The sequence below is a fragment of the Streptomyces xantholiticus genome, from assembly GCF_014651015.1.
GTDB classification, from domain to species: Bacteria; Actinomycetota; Actinomycetes; order Streptomycetales; family Streptomycetaceae; genus Streptomyces; species Streptomyces xantholiticus.
This window is the reverse complement of sequence record NZ_BMWB01000049.1, coordinates 1-15397: the sequence shown is the minus strand read 5'-3', so window position 1 is coordinate 15397 and position 15397 is coordinate 1. Positions and strand designations below refer to the sequence as shown.

The 15397-nt window shown below is 72.7% G+C and carries 1 protein-coding gene and 1 pseudogene; both read left to right on the top strand.

Translation table 11 applies throughout. From position 1 onward, the window contains the following. Window positions 1–5: 5 nt before the first annotated feature. Window positions 6–9383, top strand: a pseudogene (locus IE198_RS34255) (SDR family NAD(P)-dependent oxidoreductase); the annotation flags it as partial. Window positions 9384–9459: 76 nt separating this feature from the next. Continuing rightward, the coding region (locus tag IE198_RS34250) for a type I polyketide synthase (RefSeq protein WP_189893906.1) at window positions 9460–15397 on the top strand (5938 nt) is incomplete at its 3' end.

Here is a 15397-nt window from a genome sequence, read left to right as displayed (position 1 = left end):
TCGGTGGCGTGATCAAGATGGTGATGGCGATGCGGCACGGTCTGCTGCCGCAGACCCTGCACGTGGACGAGCCGACGCCGCATGTGGACTGGTCGGCAGGCGCGGTGCGGCTGCTCACCGAGGCGGTGGAGTGGCCCGCGGGTGACGCGCCGCGCCGCGCGGCGGTGTCCTCGTTCGGTGTGAGCGGTACGAATGCGCACGTGATCGTCGAGCAGGCGCCTGCTGGAGCCGAGCAGTCCCCGACGCCGACCTCGGATGCGGTGGTGCCGTGGGTGCTGTCGGCAAGGAGTGAGGCGGCGCTGCGGGACCAGGCGGGTCGGCTGCTGTCCTTCATGGACGCGGAGGGTGCCGGTGCTGGGCCGGCTGATGTCGGGTTCTCGCTGGCCACGTCGCGTGCGGTGCTGGAGCGTCGCGCGGTGGTCGTGGGTGAGGACGTTGCCGAGTTGCGGCAGGGGCTGGAGGCGATTGCTTCCGGTGCTGCTCCGGTGGGCGGTGCTAGGGGCGGCAAGGCCGGGTTCTTGTTCTCGGGTCAGGGTTCGCAGCGGTTGGGGATGGGGCGCGAGCTGTACGAGGCGTACCCGGTGTTCGCTTCGGCTTACGACGAGGTCCGCGCCCACCTCGATGTCACGCTCGACGTCGACTCCGAGGAGCTGAACCGGACCGGTTGTACTCAGCCTGCGCTGTTCGCTGTTGAGGTGGCGTTGTTCCGGCTGCTGGAGTCGTGGGGTATCCGGCCGGATTACGTGGCGGGTCACTCCGTGGGTGAGATCGCGGCCGCTCATGTGGCTGGGGTGCTGTCGCTTGAGGATGCGGCGAGGTTGGTGTCGGCGCGTGCTGCGTTGATGCAGGCGCTGCCTGCGGGCGGTGCGATGGTTGCCGTGCAGGCGACCGAGGACGAGGTGCTGGCGCATCTCACCGAGCAGGTGGGTATCGCGGCGGTCAACGGCCCGCGGTCCGTGGTGATTTCCGGCGTCGAGGACGCGGTCGCCGAGGTTGCCGAGGTGTTCGCCGGTCGGGGTCGTAAGACGTCGCGGTTGAAGGTCAGTCACGCGTTTCACTCGCCGTTGATGGATCCGATGCTGGAGGATTTCGCCGAGGTCGTCCGCGGTCTGTCCTTCAGCGAGCCGCTGATTCCGGTGGTGTCGAACCTGACCGGCCGTCTGGCCGAGGCGTACACGCCGGAGTACTGGGTCCGGCACGTCCGCGAGGCCGTCCGCTTCGCCGACGGTGTGCAGACCCTGCACGACCTGGGCGTGAGCACCTTCGTCGAGATCGGCCCCGGCGGCGTCCTCAGCGCCCTCACCCAGGCCTGCCTCGACGACGACGTCGTCACCGTCCCCGTACTGCGCACCGACCGCCCCGAGCGGTACGCGATCGTCACCGCCGTCGGCCGGCTCCACACCCACGGCGTCTCCCCCGACTGGCAGGCGCTCTTCCCCGGCGCTCGCCGCGTCGACCTGCCCACCTACGCCTTCCAGCGCGAGCGCCACTGGCTCGATGTACCCCAAGCACCCGGTGACGTCCGGGCTGCGGGTCTGGGGGCGGCCGACCACCCGCTGCTCGGTGCCGCGATCGCGACCGCCGACAGTGAAGGGGTCCTGCTCACCGGGCTGTTCTCCCTCGACTCCCACCCGTGGCTTTCCGACCACGCCGTGAACGGGACCGTTCTGCTGCCCGGCACCGCGTTCGTCGAACTGGCGGTCCGGGCGGGCGACGAGGTCGGCTGCGGATGGATCGAAGACCTCACCCTGGAACTTCCGCTGGTCGTGCCCGAGCGCGGCGGCGTCACCCTGCAGGTGGCGGTCGGACCGGAGGACGAGTCCGGCCGGCGGCGGCTGAGCGTGCACTCGCGCGTCGCAGACGGTTCCTGGGTGCGGCACGCGACCGGTGTGCTGTCCTCGGCAGAGGCGCCGCCCGCGGCGGACATCGGCGCATGGCCGCCCGTGGGCGCGGAGGCCGTCGACCTGACGGCGTTCTACGAAGGCATGGCTGCTGCGGGCATGGACTACGGTCCGGTCTTCCAGGGCCTGCGGTCCGTGTGGCGCGGCGGGGACGACGTCTTCGCCGAGGTGGAACTGCCGGAGGAATCGGCAGCCGACGCGGCTTCGTTCGCCCTGCACCCGGCGCTGCTGGACGCCGCTCTGCACGCCCTGGCCGCCGGTGGGCTGGTCTCGCTGGACGACGGCCCGGCCCTGCCGTTCGCATGGTCCGGCGTCGCCGTTCAGGCGGCCGGTGCGGCCATGCTGCGGGTGAAGCTGTCGCGGACGGGCACCGGTTCGATGACTCTGGTCGTGGTCGATGGCGCCGGTGATCCGGTGGCCTCGATCGAGTCGCTGTCGCTGCGGGCCGTATCGGCGGAGCAACTGCGCGGTGCAGGTGACGGCAGCCCGCTGTTCGGGCTGGAGTGGATGCCGTTCGCGCTGCCCGCCGCCTCCGACGTGCTGGTGATCGAGTCCGTCGCGGACTTCGACGCACTGCGGGAGTCGGAAGGGCCATCCGACGTCGTAGTCGTCCCGTGCCCGACAGGCTCCGACACGGACGCCAACACGAACGCGAACGCGAACGCGAACGCGAACGCGGACACGGCCACGGACACGGCCACGGACACGGCCACCCAGGTCCATGAAGTCACCAATGCCGTGCTGGAGCTGGTGCAGTGGTGGCTGGCGGAGGATCGTCCGGCGCGGCTGGCGCTGGTGACCCGCCCCGGAGATCTGGCCCACGCTGCGGTGTGGGGGCTCGTACGGTCTGCACAGTCGGAGAACCCGGACCGGATCGTGCTGGTGGAGGCCGTGGACACCGAGGAAGCAGTCCGCGTGCTGCCTGCCGCGCTCGCTTCCGGTGAGCCGCAGTTCGCGGTGCGCGGCCAGGACGTCCTCGTACCGCGCCTGGTGAAGGCCACCGGGGCAGCCGCCGGCACGCCGGACTTCGGTGCCGGTCCTGTCCTGCTGACCGGTGCGTCCGGTGCGCTGGGCGGAATCGTCGCCCGGCACCTGGTCTCCGCCCACGGCGTACGCAGTCTGCTGCTGCTCAGCCGGCGCGGCGCGGAAGCCCCCGGCGCGGTCGAGCTGGAGGCCGAGCTGGCCGCATGGGGCGCCGAGGTGCGCTGGGCGGCCTGCGACGCGGCCGACCGGACCGCCCTCGCCGCGGTGCTGGCCGAGACGCCGGTGACGGCCGTCGTGCACACGGCCGGCGTCCTCGACGACGGCGTGATCGCCGCTCTGACCCCGGAGCGCATGGACGCGGTGCTGCGCCCGAAGGTCGACGCCGTACTGAACCTCCACGAGCTGACGAGCGACCTCTCGGCGTTCGTGATCTTCTCGTCGGTGTCCGGAGCCCTGGGCAGCGCCGGGCAGGGGAACTACGCCGCGGCGAACACCTTCCTCGACGCCTTCGCCGAATCCCGCCGCGCCCAGGGCCTCCCCGCGACCTCGCTGGCCTGGGGCCTCTGGGAGCAGGACAGCGGCATGACCGGCCGGCTCGACCAGGCGGACCGCACCCGGCTCAAGCGGGTGGGCCTGGCCCCGATGACCGTCGACGAAGGACTGCGGCTGCTCGACGCGGCGCTTGCCGTGGACCGGGCGACCGTCGCCCCACTGCGGCTGGATCTCGGCGGCCTGCAGGGCACGGTGCCGTCGGTTCTGCGCGGGCTGCGAGGCCCCGTACGGGGCCTCGCGCGGCGGGCGGCGCAGACGGCACCGAAGGGAACGCTGGGCCGGCGGCTGGCCGCGCTGCCGGAGGCCGAGCGCGAGAAGGTGGTGCTGGACCTCGTCCGTACCGAGGTCGCCGCCGTGCTCGGGCACGCCTCCGTCCAGGCCGTTCAGCCGGAACACGCCTTCCAGGACGCCGGATTCGACTCGCTCACCTCGGTGGAACTGCGCAACCGCCTGAACACGGCGACCGGACTGCGGCTCCCCGCGACCATGGTCTTCGACCACCCGACGCCCGCCGCGCTCTCCCGCTTCCTGCTGGCCGAGACGCTGGGTGTCCAGGAGCAGTCCGAGGCCGCGGTCGCCGCGGTCGCCGGGACGGACGAGCCGATCGCGATCGTGGGCATGGCCTGCCGGTTCCCCGGTGACGTGCGGTCGCCCGAGGACCTGTGGCGCCTCGTCGCGTCCGGTGGCGACGGGATCTCCGGGTTCCCCGAGGACCGCGGCTGGGACGTCGAGAACCTCTACGACCCCGACCCCGACCGCTCCGGCAAGTCCTATGTGCGCCACGGCGGTTTCCTCCATGAGGCGGCCGAGTTCGACCCGGCCTTCTTCGGGATCTCGCCGCGTGAGGCGCTGGCGATGGACCCGCAGCAGCGGCTGCTGCTGGAGACGTCGTGGGAGGCGTTCGAGCGGGCCGGTATCGATCCGGTCTCGGTGCGGGGGAGCAGGACCGGTGTCTTCGCCGGCGTGATGTACCACGACTACGGCGGGCGGGTGAAGACGGCCCCGGACGGCATGGACGCCTACCTGGGCAGCGGCAGCGCGGGCAGCGTCGCTTCGGGCCGCGTCTCGTACACGTTCGGGCTTGAGGGGCCTGCGGTCACGGTCGACACGGCGTGCTCGTCTTCCCTGGTGGCACTCCACCTGGCGACTCAGGCGCTTCGGAGCGGCGAGTGCTCGATGGCCCTGGTCGGCGGCGTCACCGTCATGGCGACTCCCTCGACGTTCGTGGAGTTCAGCCGTCAGCGCGGTCTGTCGGCGGACGGCAGGTGCAAGGCGTTCGCGGCCGGTGCGGACGGTACGGGCTGGGCCGAGGGCGCGGGCGTGCTGCTGGTGGAGCGGTTGTCGGATGCCCGGCGAAACGGGCACAAGGTGCTGGCGGTGGTCCGCGGCACGGCGGTGAACCAGGACGGTGCGTCGAACGGTCTGACCGCGCCGAACGGTCCTTCCCAGCAGCGTGTCATCCGGCAGGCCCTCGCGAACGCGGGCCTGTCCTCGGACCAGGTCGACGCGGTGGAGGCGCACGGCACGGGCACGCGGCTCGGCGACCCGATCGAGGCGCAGGCGCTGATCGCCACGTACGGCCGGGAGCGGCCGGAGGGACGGCCGCTGTGGCTGGGCTCGCTGAAGTCCAACATCGGCCACTCGCAGGCCGCTGCCGGTGTCGGTGGCGTGATCAAGATGGTGATGGCGATGCGGCACGGTCTGCTGCCGCAGACCCTGCACGTGGATGAGCCGACGCCGCATGTGGACTGGTCGGCAGGCGCGGTGCGGCTGCTCACCGAGGCGGTGGAGTGGCCCGCGGGTGACGCGCCGCGCCGCGCGGCGGTGTCGTCGTTCGGCATCAGCGGAACCAATGCGCACGTGATCGTCGAGCAGGCGCCTGCTGCAGCCGAGCCGTCCCCGACGCCGGCCTCGGATGCGGTGGTGCCGTGGGTGCTGTCGGGCAGGACCGGGGCGGCGCTGCGGGCACAGGCGGAGCGCCTGCTGTCCCTCTCGGACGTGGATACGGATACGGATCTGCAGTCGGCCGACATCGGCTACTCGCTCGCCACCACACGCTCGTCGATGGAGCACCGAGCTGCCGTGGTGGGTGCGAGCCGGGACGAACTCCTGGGAGGGCTCCGTGCGCTGGCCGCAGGATCCCCGTCCGCCCGGGTCGTCGTGGGCGAGCCGGGCGCCGGGGGCAAGGTCGGGTTCTTGTTCTCGGGGCAGGGTTCGCAGCGGTTGGGGATGGGGCGCGAGCTGTACGAGGCGTACCCCGCGTTCACCGCGGCTTATGACGAGGTGTGTGCGCGGCTGGACGCGCCGGTCGATGTCGACTCCGAGGAGCTGAACCGGACCGGCTGTACTCAGCCTGCGCTGTTCGCTGTTGAGGTGGCGCTGTTCCGGCTGCTGGAGTCGTGGGGTATCCGGCCGGATTACGTGGCGGGTCACTCCGTTGGTGAGATCGCGGCCGCTCATGTGGCTGGGGTGCTGTCGCTTGAGGATGCGGCGAGGTTGGTGTCGGCGCGTGCTGCGTTGATGCAGGCGCTGCCTGCGGGCGGTGCGATGGTTGCCGTGCAGGCGACCGAGGACGAGGTGCTGGCGCACCTCACCGAGCGGGTGGGTGTCGCGGCGGTCAACGGGCCCCAGTCCGTAGTGATTTCGGGTGCCGAGGACGCCGTGCTGGCGATCGCCGCGGTCTTCACGCAGCAGGGTCGTAAGACGTCGCGGTTGAAGGTCAGTCATGCGTTCCACTCGCCGTTGATGGATCCGATGCTGGAGGATTTCGCCGAGGTCGTCCGCGGTCTGTCCTTCAGCGAGCCGCTGATTCCGGTGGTCTCGAACCTGACCGGCCGTCTGGCCGAGGCGTACACGCCGGAGTACTGGGTCCGCCACGTCCGCGAGGCCGTCCGCTTCGCCGACGGCGTGCAAACCCTGCACGACCTGGGCGTGAGCACCTTCGTCGAGATCGGCCCCGGCGGCGTCCTCAGCGCCCTCACCCAGGGCTGCCTCGACGACGACGTCGTCACCGTGCCCGTACTGCGTGCCGACCGCCCCGAGCAGCAGGCCGTCACCGCCGCGCTCGCCGAACTGCACGTGCACGGCGTCTCCCCGGACTGGCAGGCGCTCTTCCCCGGCGCTCGCCGCGTCGACCTGCCCACCTACGCCTTCCAGTACGAGCGTTTCTGGCTCGAAGTGCCCGAGGAGTTCACCGCCAGTGCTGCCGCCACCGGACTCGGGCTGGGTGCGGCCGAGCACCCGTTGGCTGGTGCGGCGGTCCCGCTGCCGGGCGCCGGCGGCTTCCTGGTCACCGGGCGGCTCTCGCTCAAGACCCACCCCTGGCTCGCCGACCACACGGTCATGGGCAGCGTGCTGCTGCCGGGTACCGCGCTCGTCGAGCTGGCGGTGCGCGCGGGCGACGAGGCCGGTTGTGCGCAGATCGAGGAACTGACGCTGGAAGCGCCGCTGATCGTCCCGGAGCGCGGCGGTGTGGCCGTGCAGGTGTGGGTCGGTGCCGAGGAAGAGGAGCCGGGCAGGCGCGCGCTGAGCGTGCACTCGCGACTGGACGACGCTCCGGACGACGCGCCGTGGATACGGCACGCGGTCGGCTTCCTGACGGACGCACTGCCCGAGCAGCCGCACGGTGCGGACATCGGCGCGTGGCCGCCGGTGGGCGCGGAGGCCGTCGACCTGACGGCGTTCTACGAGGGCCTGGCCGAACTCGGGCTGGGCTACGGCCGGGTCTTCCAGGGTCTGCGGTCGGTGTGGCGCAGCGGGGATGACGTCCTCGCCGAGGTCGCCCTGCCGGAGGGCACGGAGGCGGGCTCGTTCGCCGTGCATCCGGCGCTGCTGGACGCGGCGCTGCATGCGATCGGCGCGGGCGGGCTCGTCCCCCTCGACGACGGGCCGCTGCTGCCCTTCGCCTGGTCCGGGGTGAGTGTCCGGGCCGCCGGGGCGTCGGCGCTGCGGGTCAAGGTCTCGCGGACGGGCACCGACGCGGTGTCGCTGACCGTGGCGGATGCCGCAGGTGGCCTGGTGGCCACGGTCGGCTCGTTGTCGCTGCGGCCGGTGTCGCGGGAACAGCTGCTCAAGGCGGCCGGCTCCGGCAGGCGTGCCGACGACTCGCTGTTCGGCCTGGCCTGGCAGCCGGTGACCCTCACCGAGGCTGCCGGCGGGCTCGACGCACGGAGTTACGCGGACCTGGCCGCTCTGTCCGCCGAACCGGTCCTTCCCGACGTCGCGGTCGTGCCGTGCCGGGCAGGGTCCGGTCAGCACTCCGCGGAGCAGGTGCACGGCATCGCGAGTGAGGTTCTGGAGCTGGTGCAGTGGTGGCTGGCGGAGGATCGTCCTGCGCGGCTGGCGCTGGTGACCCGTCCGGGCGACCTGGCTCACGCTGCGGTGTGGGGGCTCGTACGGTCTGCACAGTCGGAGAACCCGGACCGCATCGTGCTGGTGGAGGCTGAGGACGTCGAGACGGCGGTCCGCGTGCTGCCTGCCGCGGTCGCTTCCGGTGAGCCGCAGTTCGCGGTACGCGGCCGGCACGTCCTCGTGCCGCGCCTGACGAAGGCCACCGACGCCGTTGCCGACGCCGTTGCCGACGCCGTCACCGATGCTGCCACCGGCCGGCCGGATCTCGCCGACGGCACCGTCCTCGTGACCGGCGCCTCCGGCTCGCTGGGCACGCTCGTCGCCCGGCACCTGGTGTCCGAGCACAAGGTGCGCCGGCTCCTGCTGGCGAGCCGCCGGGGCGCGGAGGCCCCCGGTGCCGCCGAGCTGGAGGCCGAACTGACCGCCTGGGGCGCCGAGGTGCGCTGGGCGGCCTGTGACGTTGCGGACCGGGACGCCGTCTCCGGAATTCTGGACCGGCTCGCGCTCGAAGGCCATCCGCTGTCGGCCGTCGTGCACACCGCGGGTGTTCTCGACGACGGGGTCGTCGCCTCGGTCACACCGGAAAGGATGAGGGAGGTCTTCCGGCCCAAGGTGGACGCCGTGCTGAATCTGCACGAGTGCACCCTGGAAACGGACCTGGCCGCCTTCGTGGTGTTCTCATCCGTCGCCGGAATCGTCGGCAGCGCCGGTCAGGCGAGCTACGCCGCGGCGAATTCCTTCCTCGACGCCTTCTCGTCGTACCGCCGCCGTGCGGGCCTGCCCGCGCTTTCACTGGCCTGGGGCGTGTGGGAGCAGTCCGGTGCGATGACGGACGGTCTCGCCGAGGCCGACCGGGCGCGGATGGCGCGCAGCGGTGTGCTGCCGCTGCCGCCGGAGGAGGGGCTGCGGCTCTTCGACGCGGCACTGGCTTCGGACGAGGCGGTGCTCGCCCCGGTCCGCATCGACACCGGTGCGCTGCGCGCCGGTGAAGCGCCGGCGGTGTTGCGTGCTCTCGTGCCGGCCACGGCCCGCAGGACCGCGCAGGCCGCTGCCGTGCCCTCCGCGTCCTCGCTGGCCGACCGCCTCGCGGGGCTGCCGGAAGCCGAGCGGGACAAGGCCGTGCAGGACCTGGTCCGGGCCGAGGTGGCCGCGGTCCTGGGCCACGCGTCGGCCCACACGGTCCGGCCGGAACACGCCTTCCAGGACCTCGGATTCGACTCCCTCACGGCCGTCGAACTGCGCAACCGGCTGGACAAGGTCACCGGGCTGCGGTTCCCCGCGACGCTGGTCTTCGACTATCCGACACCCGCACTCCTCGCCCGTCACGTGCTCACACAGACGGCCGGGGCGGCCGAACCAGCCCTAGTGGATTCCCTACTTGCTGACCTGGACAGGGTCGAACAAGAATTGGTCACAAAGTTGTCAGGGAGCGAAGCTCGCGACCGGGTCCTCTCAAAGCTCCAGGTGGTATTGGCGATTGCCGGTGAATCCAGCAAGGCGTCGGTACCGGAAGTCCATGGGCCGGGCAGTGATCTGGAATCGGCCACGGACGACGAAGTATTTGATCTGCTCGGCAAGGAATTCGGGATCTCGTGACCGTTCCGGTTCCGGTGCGTCCCGGGGCCCCTCGCCGAATTCCGTTAAGTGTTTGCAAGGGGGAGGGACGATTCCGGTGGCGAACGAGGACAAGCTCCGCTATTTCCTGAAGCGAGTCACCGCAGATCTCCAGGAGACCCGGCGGCGCCTTCGTGACTACGAGGACGCCGCCGGGGAGCCGGTGGCCATCATCGGGATGAGCTGCCGCTATCCGGGCGGCGTCAACTCGCCCGAGGATCTGTGGGAGCTGGTCGCCGGCGGCCGGGACACCGTCTCGCAGTTCCCGGCCGACCGCGGCTGGGACCTGGACGCGCTCTACGACCCGGACCCGGAGAACCGCGGGACCAGCTACGCCCGCGAGGGCGCGTTCCTGCGCGACCTGGCACAGTTCGACGCCGGCCTCTTCGGGATCTCGCCCCGTGAGGCGCTGGCGATGGACCCGCAGCAGCGGCTGCTGCTGGAGACGTCCTGGGAACTCTTCGAGCGGGCCGGTATCGACGCCGCCTCGCTGGCGGGAAGCAGGACCGGCGTGTTCGCCGGAGTGATGAACCACGAGTTCCTCGCCGCCCTGCAGAACTCCCAGGAAGACCTGGAGGGTTACCTGGGCACGGGCACCTCGGGCAGCGTCGCCTCCGGCCGGCTGGCCTACACCTTCGGCCTCGAAGGCCCCGCTGTCACGGTCGACACGGCCTGCTCGTCCTCCCTGGTCGCCCTGCACCTGGCCGTCCAGTCGCTGCGCAACGGCGAGTGCTCGCTGGCCGTTGCGGGCGGCGTCACCGCGATGGTCGGCCCCGCCACCTTCGTCGGCTTCAGCCGCCAGCGCGGCCTCGCACCCGACGGCCGCTGCAAGGCGTTCGCCGCCGGTGCCGACGGCACCGGCTGGGGCGAGGGCGCCGGACTGCTGCTGGTCGAGCGCCTCTCGGACGCCCGCCGCAACGGGCACGAGGTGCTCGCGGTCGTACGGGGCTCCGCCGTCAACCAGGACGGCGCCTCCAACGGCCTGACCGCCCCCAACGGCCCCTCCCAGCAGCGGGTGATCCGCCAGGCCCTGGCCGCTGCCCGGCTGACCACCGCACAGGTCGACGCGGTGGAGGCGCACGGCACGGGCACGCGGCTCGGTGACCCGATCGAGGCACAGGCGCTGCTCGCGACGTACGGGCACGGCCGCCCCGACGACAAGCCGCTGTGGCTGGGCTCCATCAAGTCCAACATCAGCCACACGCAGGCCGCGGCCGGTGTGGCAGGCATCATCAAGATGGTCATGGCCATGCGCCACGGCGAACTGCCGCGCACGCTGCACGTCGACGCGCCGTCCCCGCACGTCGACTGGTCGGCGGGCGCCGTACGGCTGCTGACCGAGCCCACCCCCTGGCCGGCTTCCGACCAGCCGCGGCGGGCCGGCATCTCCTCCTTCGGGATCAGCGGCACCAACGCGCACACGATCATCGAGGAAGCTCCGTCGGCCGACGCGTTCACCCAGGACGCGGAGGCCCCAACGACCCCGGAGGCCTCGGAGGAAGGCGCGGAGAACACCGAAGCCGTCGCCGTCGAGGCCGCACTCCCGGCCGAGGGCGGGCCGGTGCCGTGGGTGATCTCCGGCAAGAGCGAAGCAGCCCTGCGCGCCCAGGCCGAACGCCTGCTGTCCCGTACCGACACCGATGCCTCACCGCTGGACGTGGCGTTCTCGCTCGCCACGACGCGCACGGCCCTGGAGCACCGCGCTGTGGTGCAGGGCGAGACACCCGCGGAGCTCGCCGAGGGGCTGCGGGCCGTGGCCGCCGGGTCCCCGGCCCCGGGCGTGGCGCGCGGCGACTCCGGCACCGGCGGGCGCGTCGGGTTCCTCTTCTCCGGCCAGGGCTCCCAACGCCTGGGCATGGGGCGCGAACTGTACGCGTCCTACCCGGCATTTGCCGCCGCGTACGACGAGGTCTGCGCACTCCTCGACGCCGCGATCGACGTCGACTCGGAGGAGCTGCACCTCACGGGTGCCGCCCAGCCCGCGCTGTTCGCCGTCGAGGTGGCGCTGTTCCGGCTCCTCGAATCGTGGGGCATGCGGCCCGACTATGTGGCCGGTCACTCGGTCGGTGAGATCGCGGCCGCTCATGTGGCCGGAGTGCTGTCCCTGCAGGACGCGGCGAAGCTGGTGTCCGCCCGTGCTGCGCTGATGCAGGCGCTGCCCACGGGCGGGGCCATGCTCGCGGTGCAGGCGACCGAGGACGAAGTGCTGCCGCACCTCACCGAGCAGGTCGGCATTGCGGCGATCAACGGACCGCAGTCCGTCGTCGTCTCCGGCGCCGAGGACGCTGCCATCGCGATCGGCGAGAACTTCAAGCAGCAGGGCCGTAAGACGTCCCGCCTGAAGGTCAGCCACGCCTTCCACTCGCCTCTCATGGACCCCATGCTGGAGGAGTTCGCGCAGGTCGTGCATGGACTGACCTACCAGAAGCCGCAGCTCCCGGTCGTCTCCAACGTCACGGGCCGGTTGGTCGACGCCTACACCGCCGACTACTGGGTCCGCCACGTCCGTGCGGCGGTGCGCTTCGCCGACGGCGTGCAGACCCTGCACGACCTGGGTGTGACGACTTTCGTGGAGATCGGACCCGGCGGCGTCCTCAGTGCGCTCACCCAGGGCTGCCTGGACGGCGATGTCGTCACCGTGCCCGTCCTGCGCGCCGACCGCCCCGAGCGGGCCGCACTCGTCGCCGCGGTCTCCGAACTGCACGCGCACGGCGTCTCGCCGGACTGGCACGCCTTCTTTCCCGGCGCCCGGCGCGTGGAACTGCCCACCTATGCCTTCCAGTACGAGCGCTACTGGCTCGACGCCTCCCCGGCCGCGCCCGGCGACGTGCGCGCCGCCGGCCTGGGCTCCACCGACCACCCGCTGCTGGGCGCCGCCGTCTCTCTCGCCGGTGGCGACGAGCGGCTGCTGACCGGCCGGCTGTCCCTGCGCACGCACCCGTGGCTGAGCGACCACGCCGTGCTCGGAAGCGTGCTGCTGCCAGGCACCGCATTCGTCGAACTGGCCGTGCGTGCCGCGGACGAAGCCGGCTGCGCATTCCTCGAGGACCTCACCCTCGAAGCGCCCCTGGTGGTGCCCGAGCAGGGCGGCGTCGCCGTCCAGGTCTGGGTCGGCGCGGCCGACGGCTCCGGCCGCAGGCCGCTGACCGTGCACTCCCGCCTCGAGGACGACACCGACCTGCCGTGGGTGCGGCACGCGACCGGCTTCGTCACCGAAGAGGCGGGCGCCCCGGAAGCCGGCCAGGCGCTCACGGCGTGGCCGCCGGCGGGCTCCGAGCCGGTCGACCTCGACGGCTTCTACGACCGGCTGGCCGGCCTCGGCCTGGCCTACGGCCCGGCGTTCCGCGGCCTGCGGAGCGCCTGGCGCGCGGGCGACGAGGTCTTCGCCGAGGTCGCCCTCCCCGACGGCACGGACACGGGCTCCTTCCTCCTGCCCCCGGCGCTGCTGGACGCGGCGCTGCACGCTATCGGCGCGGGCGGCGCGGAGGGCTCCCTGGTGCCCCAAGCGGACGGGCCGCTCCTGCCGTTCGCCTGGTCCGGCGTGTCCGTGCGCGCCACGGGTGCGTCCACCGTACGGGTGCGACTGTCGTTGGCCGGTACGGACACGGTGTCCTTGCTCGTCGCCGACGCCGCCGGCGAACCGGTGGCGTCCGTGGAGTCGCTGACGCTGCGCGCGATCTCGGCCGACCAGCTCCGCAAGCGCTCCGGCGACGCGATGTTCGCGATCGAGTGGGCGCCGCTGACCCTGCCGTCCGGCGACGCGGAGGGGACGACGGTCGCGTACGCCCCGGACACCGCCGCCGCACTGGCCGGCGTCGACGCGCCGTCGCAGCCGGATGTGGTCGTGGTCCCGTGCCCCGACGGCCCGGAAGGGGCGCCCGAGGGCGAGCGGGTGCGCGCGGTCACCGCCGAGGTGCTGCAGCTGATCCAGCGGTGGTTCGCCGAGGACCGGACGCCGCGCCTCGTGCTGGTGGCGCGCTGCGACGACCTCGCCCACGCCGCCGCGGGCGGACTGGTGCGCTCGGCCCAGGCGGAGAACCCCGGCCGGATCGTGCTGCTCGAAACCGACCGCCCGGACGACGCGGCCGAACTCGTGCCCGGCGTCGTGCGCTCCGGCGAACCCCACGTCTTCGTGCGCGAGGGAGAGAGCCGCGCACCGCGCCTGGCCCGCGCCGCCCTCCCGGCAGCGGAGGACGCCGCCTCCTCCCTCACCGAGAACGCGGCCTCGAGCCTCGGCACCGTGCTGCTCACCGGCGCCTCGGGCGCGCTCGGCGGAACCCTCGCCCGGCACCTCGTGACCGGACACGGCGTGCGCCGTCTACTGCTCGTCAGCCGCCGCGGCGCGGACGCCCCGGGCGCCGCGGCCCTGGAGGCCGAACTCACCGCGCTCGGCGCCGAGGCGACGTGGGCCGCCTGCGACCTCGCCGACCGCGACGCCGTCGCCCGGCTGCTGGCCGGAACGCGGGTCGACTCCGTCGTGCACACCGCCGGCGTGCTCGACGACGGCGTGATCGTCGCGCTGACCGCGGAGCGCATGGACGCCGTCCTGAAGCCCAAGGCCGACGCCGTGCTCAACCTGCACGAGCTCGCCGGCGAAGACACGACCTTCGTGCTGTTCTCGTCCGCCGCGGGCGTCTTCGGCAGTCCCGGCCAGGGCAACTACGCCGCGGCCAACGCCTTCCTCGACGCCTTCGCCCGGCACCGCCGCGCCCAGGGCCGGCCCACGGTCTCGCTGGCGTGGGGCCTGTGGGAGCAGGAAGGCGCCATGGCCGACGCCCTCGACGAGGCGGGCAGGTCGCGGATGGCACGCTCCGGCGTACTGCCGCTCTCCACCGAGGAGGGCCTGCGGCTGTTCGACGCGGCGCTCGCCTCGGACGAGCCCGTGCTCGTACCGGTCCGCCTCGACACCACCGCCCTGCGGAACCAGGCGGCCGGAGCCGTACCGGCACTGCTGCGCGGACTCATACGCGTCACCACGCGCGGCACCGCCCAAGGCGCCACCGACGGATCACTGGCCGACCGCCTCGCCGGGCTGGCCCGGGACGAGCGCGAGGAGGCAGTCCTGGAACTGGTCCGGTCCGAGGTCGCCGCCGTGCTCGGGCACTCCTCGCCCCGGGCCGTCAGGCCCGCGCACGCCTTCCAGGACCTGGGCTTCGACTCCCTGACGGCCGTCGAATTGCGCAACCGGCTGTCCACGGCCACCGGTCTGCGTCTGCCCGCCACCCTCGTCTTCGACCACCCCACGCCCGTCGCCCTGGCCCGGCACATCGGCACCGAGCTGCTCGGGGAGGTCCCGGGGGCGACGGCCGCGGTCACCGCGCGGCAGACCGCGGCCAACGTCGACGAGCCGATCGCCATCGTCGGCATGAGCTGCCGCCTCCCGGGCGGGGTGCGCTCGCCGGAGGACCTGTGGCGGCTGGTGGCCTCCGGCCGGGACGGCATCTCCCGGTTCCCCTCCAACCGTGGCTGGGACGTCGACTCGCTCTACGACCCCGACCCCGAGCGCCTCGGCAAGACCTACGCGCGCGACGGCGGCTTCCTGCACGAGGCAGCCGACTTCGACGCCTCCTTCTTCGGCATCAGCCCCCGCGAGGCCCTGGCGATGGACCCGCAGCAGCGGCTGCTGCTGGAGACCTCCTGGGAGGCCTTCGAGCGCGCCGGGATCGACCCCGCGACGGTCCGCGGCAGCAGGACCGGGGTCTTCACCGGCCTGATGTACCACGACTACGGCCAGGGGCCGCGTGAACTGCCCGAGGGCGTCGAGGGCCTGCTCACCACCGGAGGCTCGGGCAGCGTCGCCTCCGGGCGGGTGGCCTACACCTTCGGTCTCGAAGGCCCCGCCGTCACGATCGACACGGCGTGCTCGTCGTCGCTCGTCGCCCTTCACCTGGCCGTCCAGTCGTTGCGCAACGGTGAGTGCACCATGGCTCTGGCCGGCGGCGTCACCGTCATGGCCGGCCCGACGGTCTTCGTGGAGTTCAGCCGCCAGCGCGGGC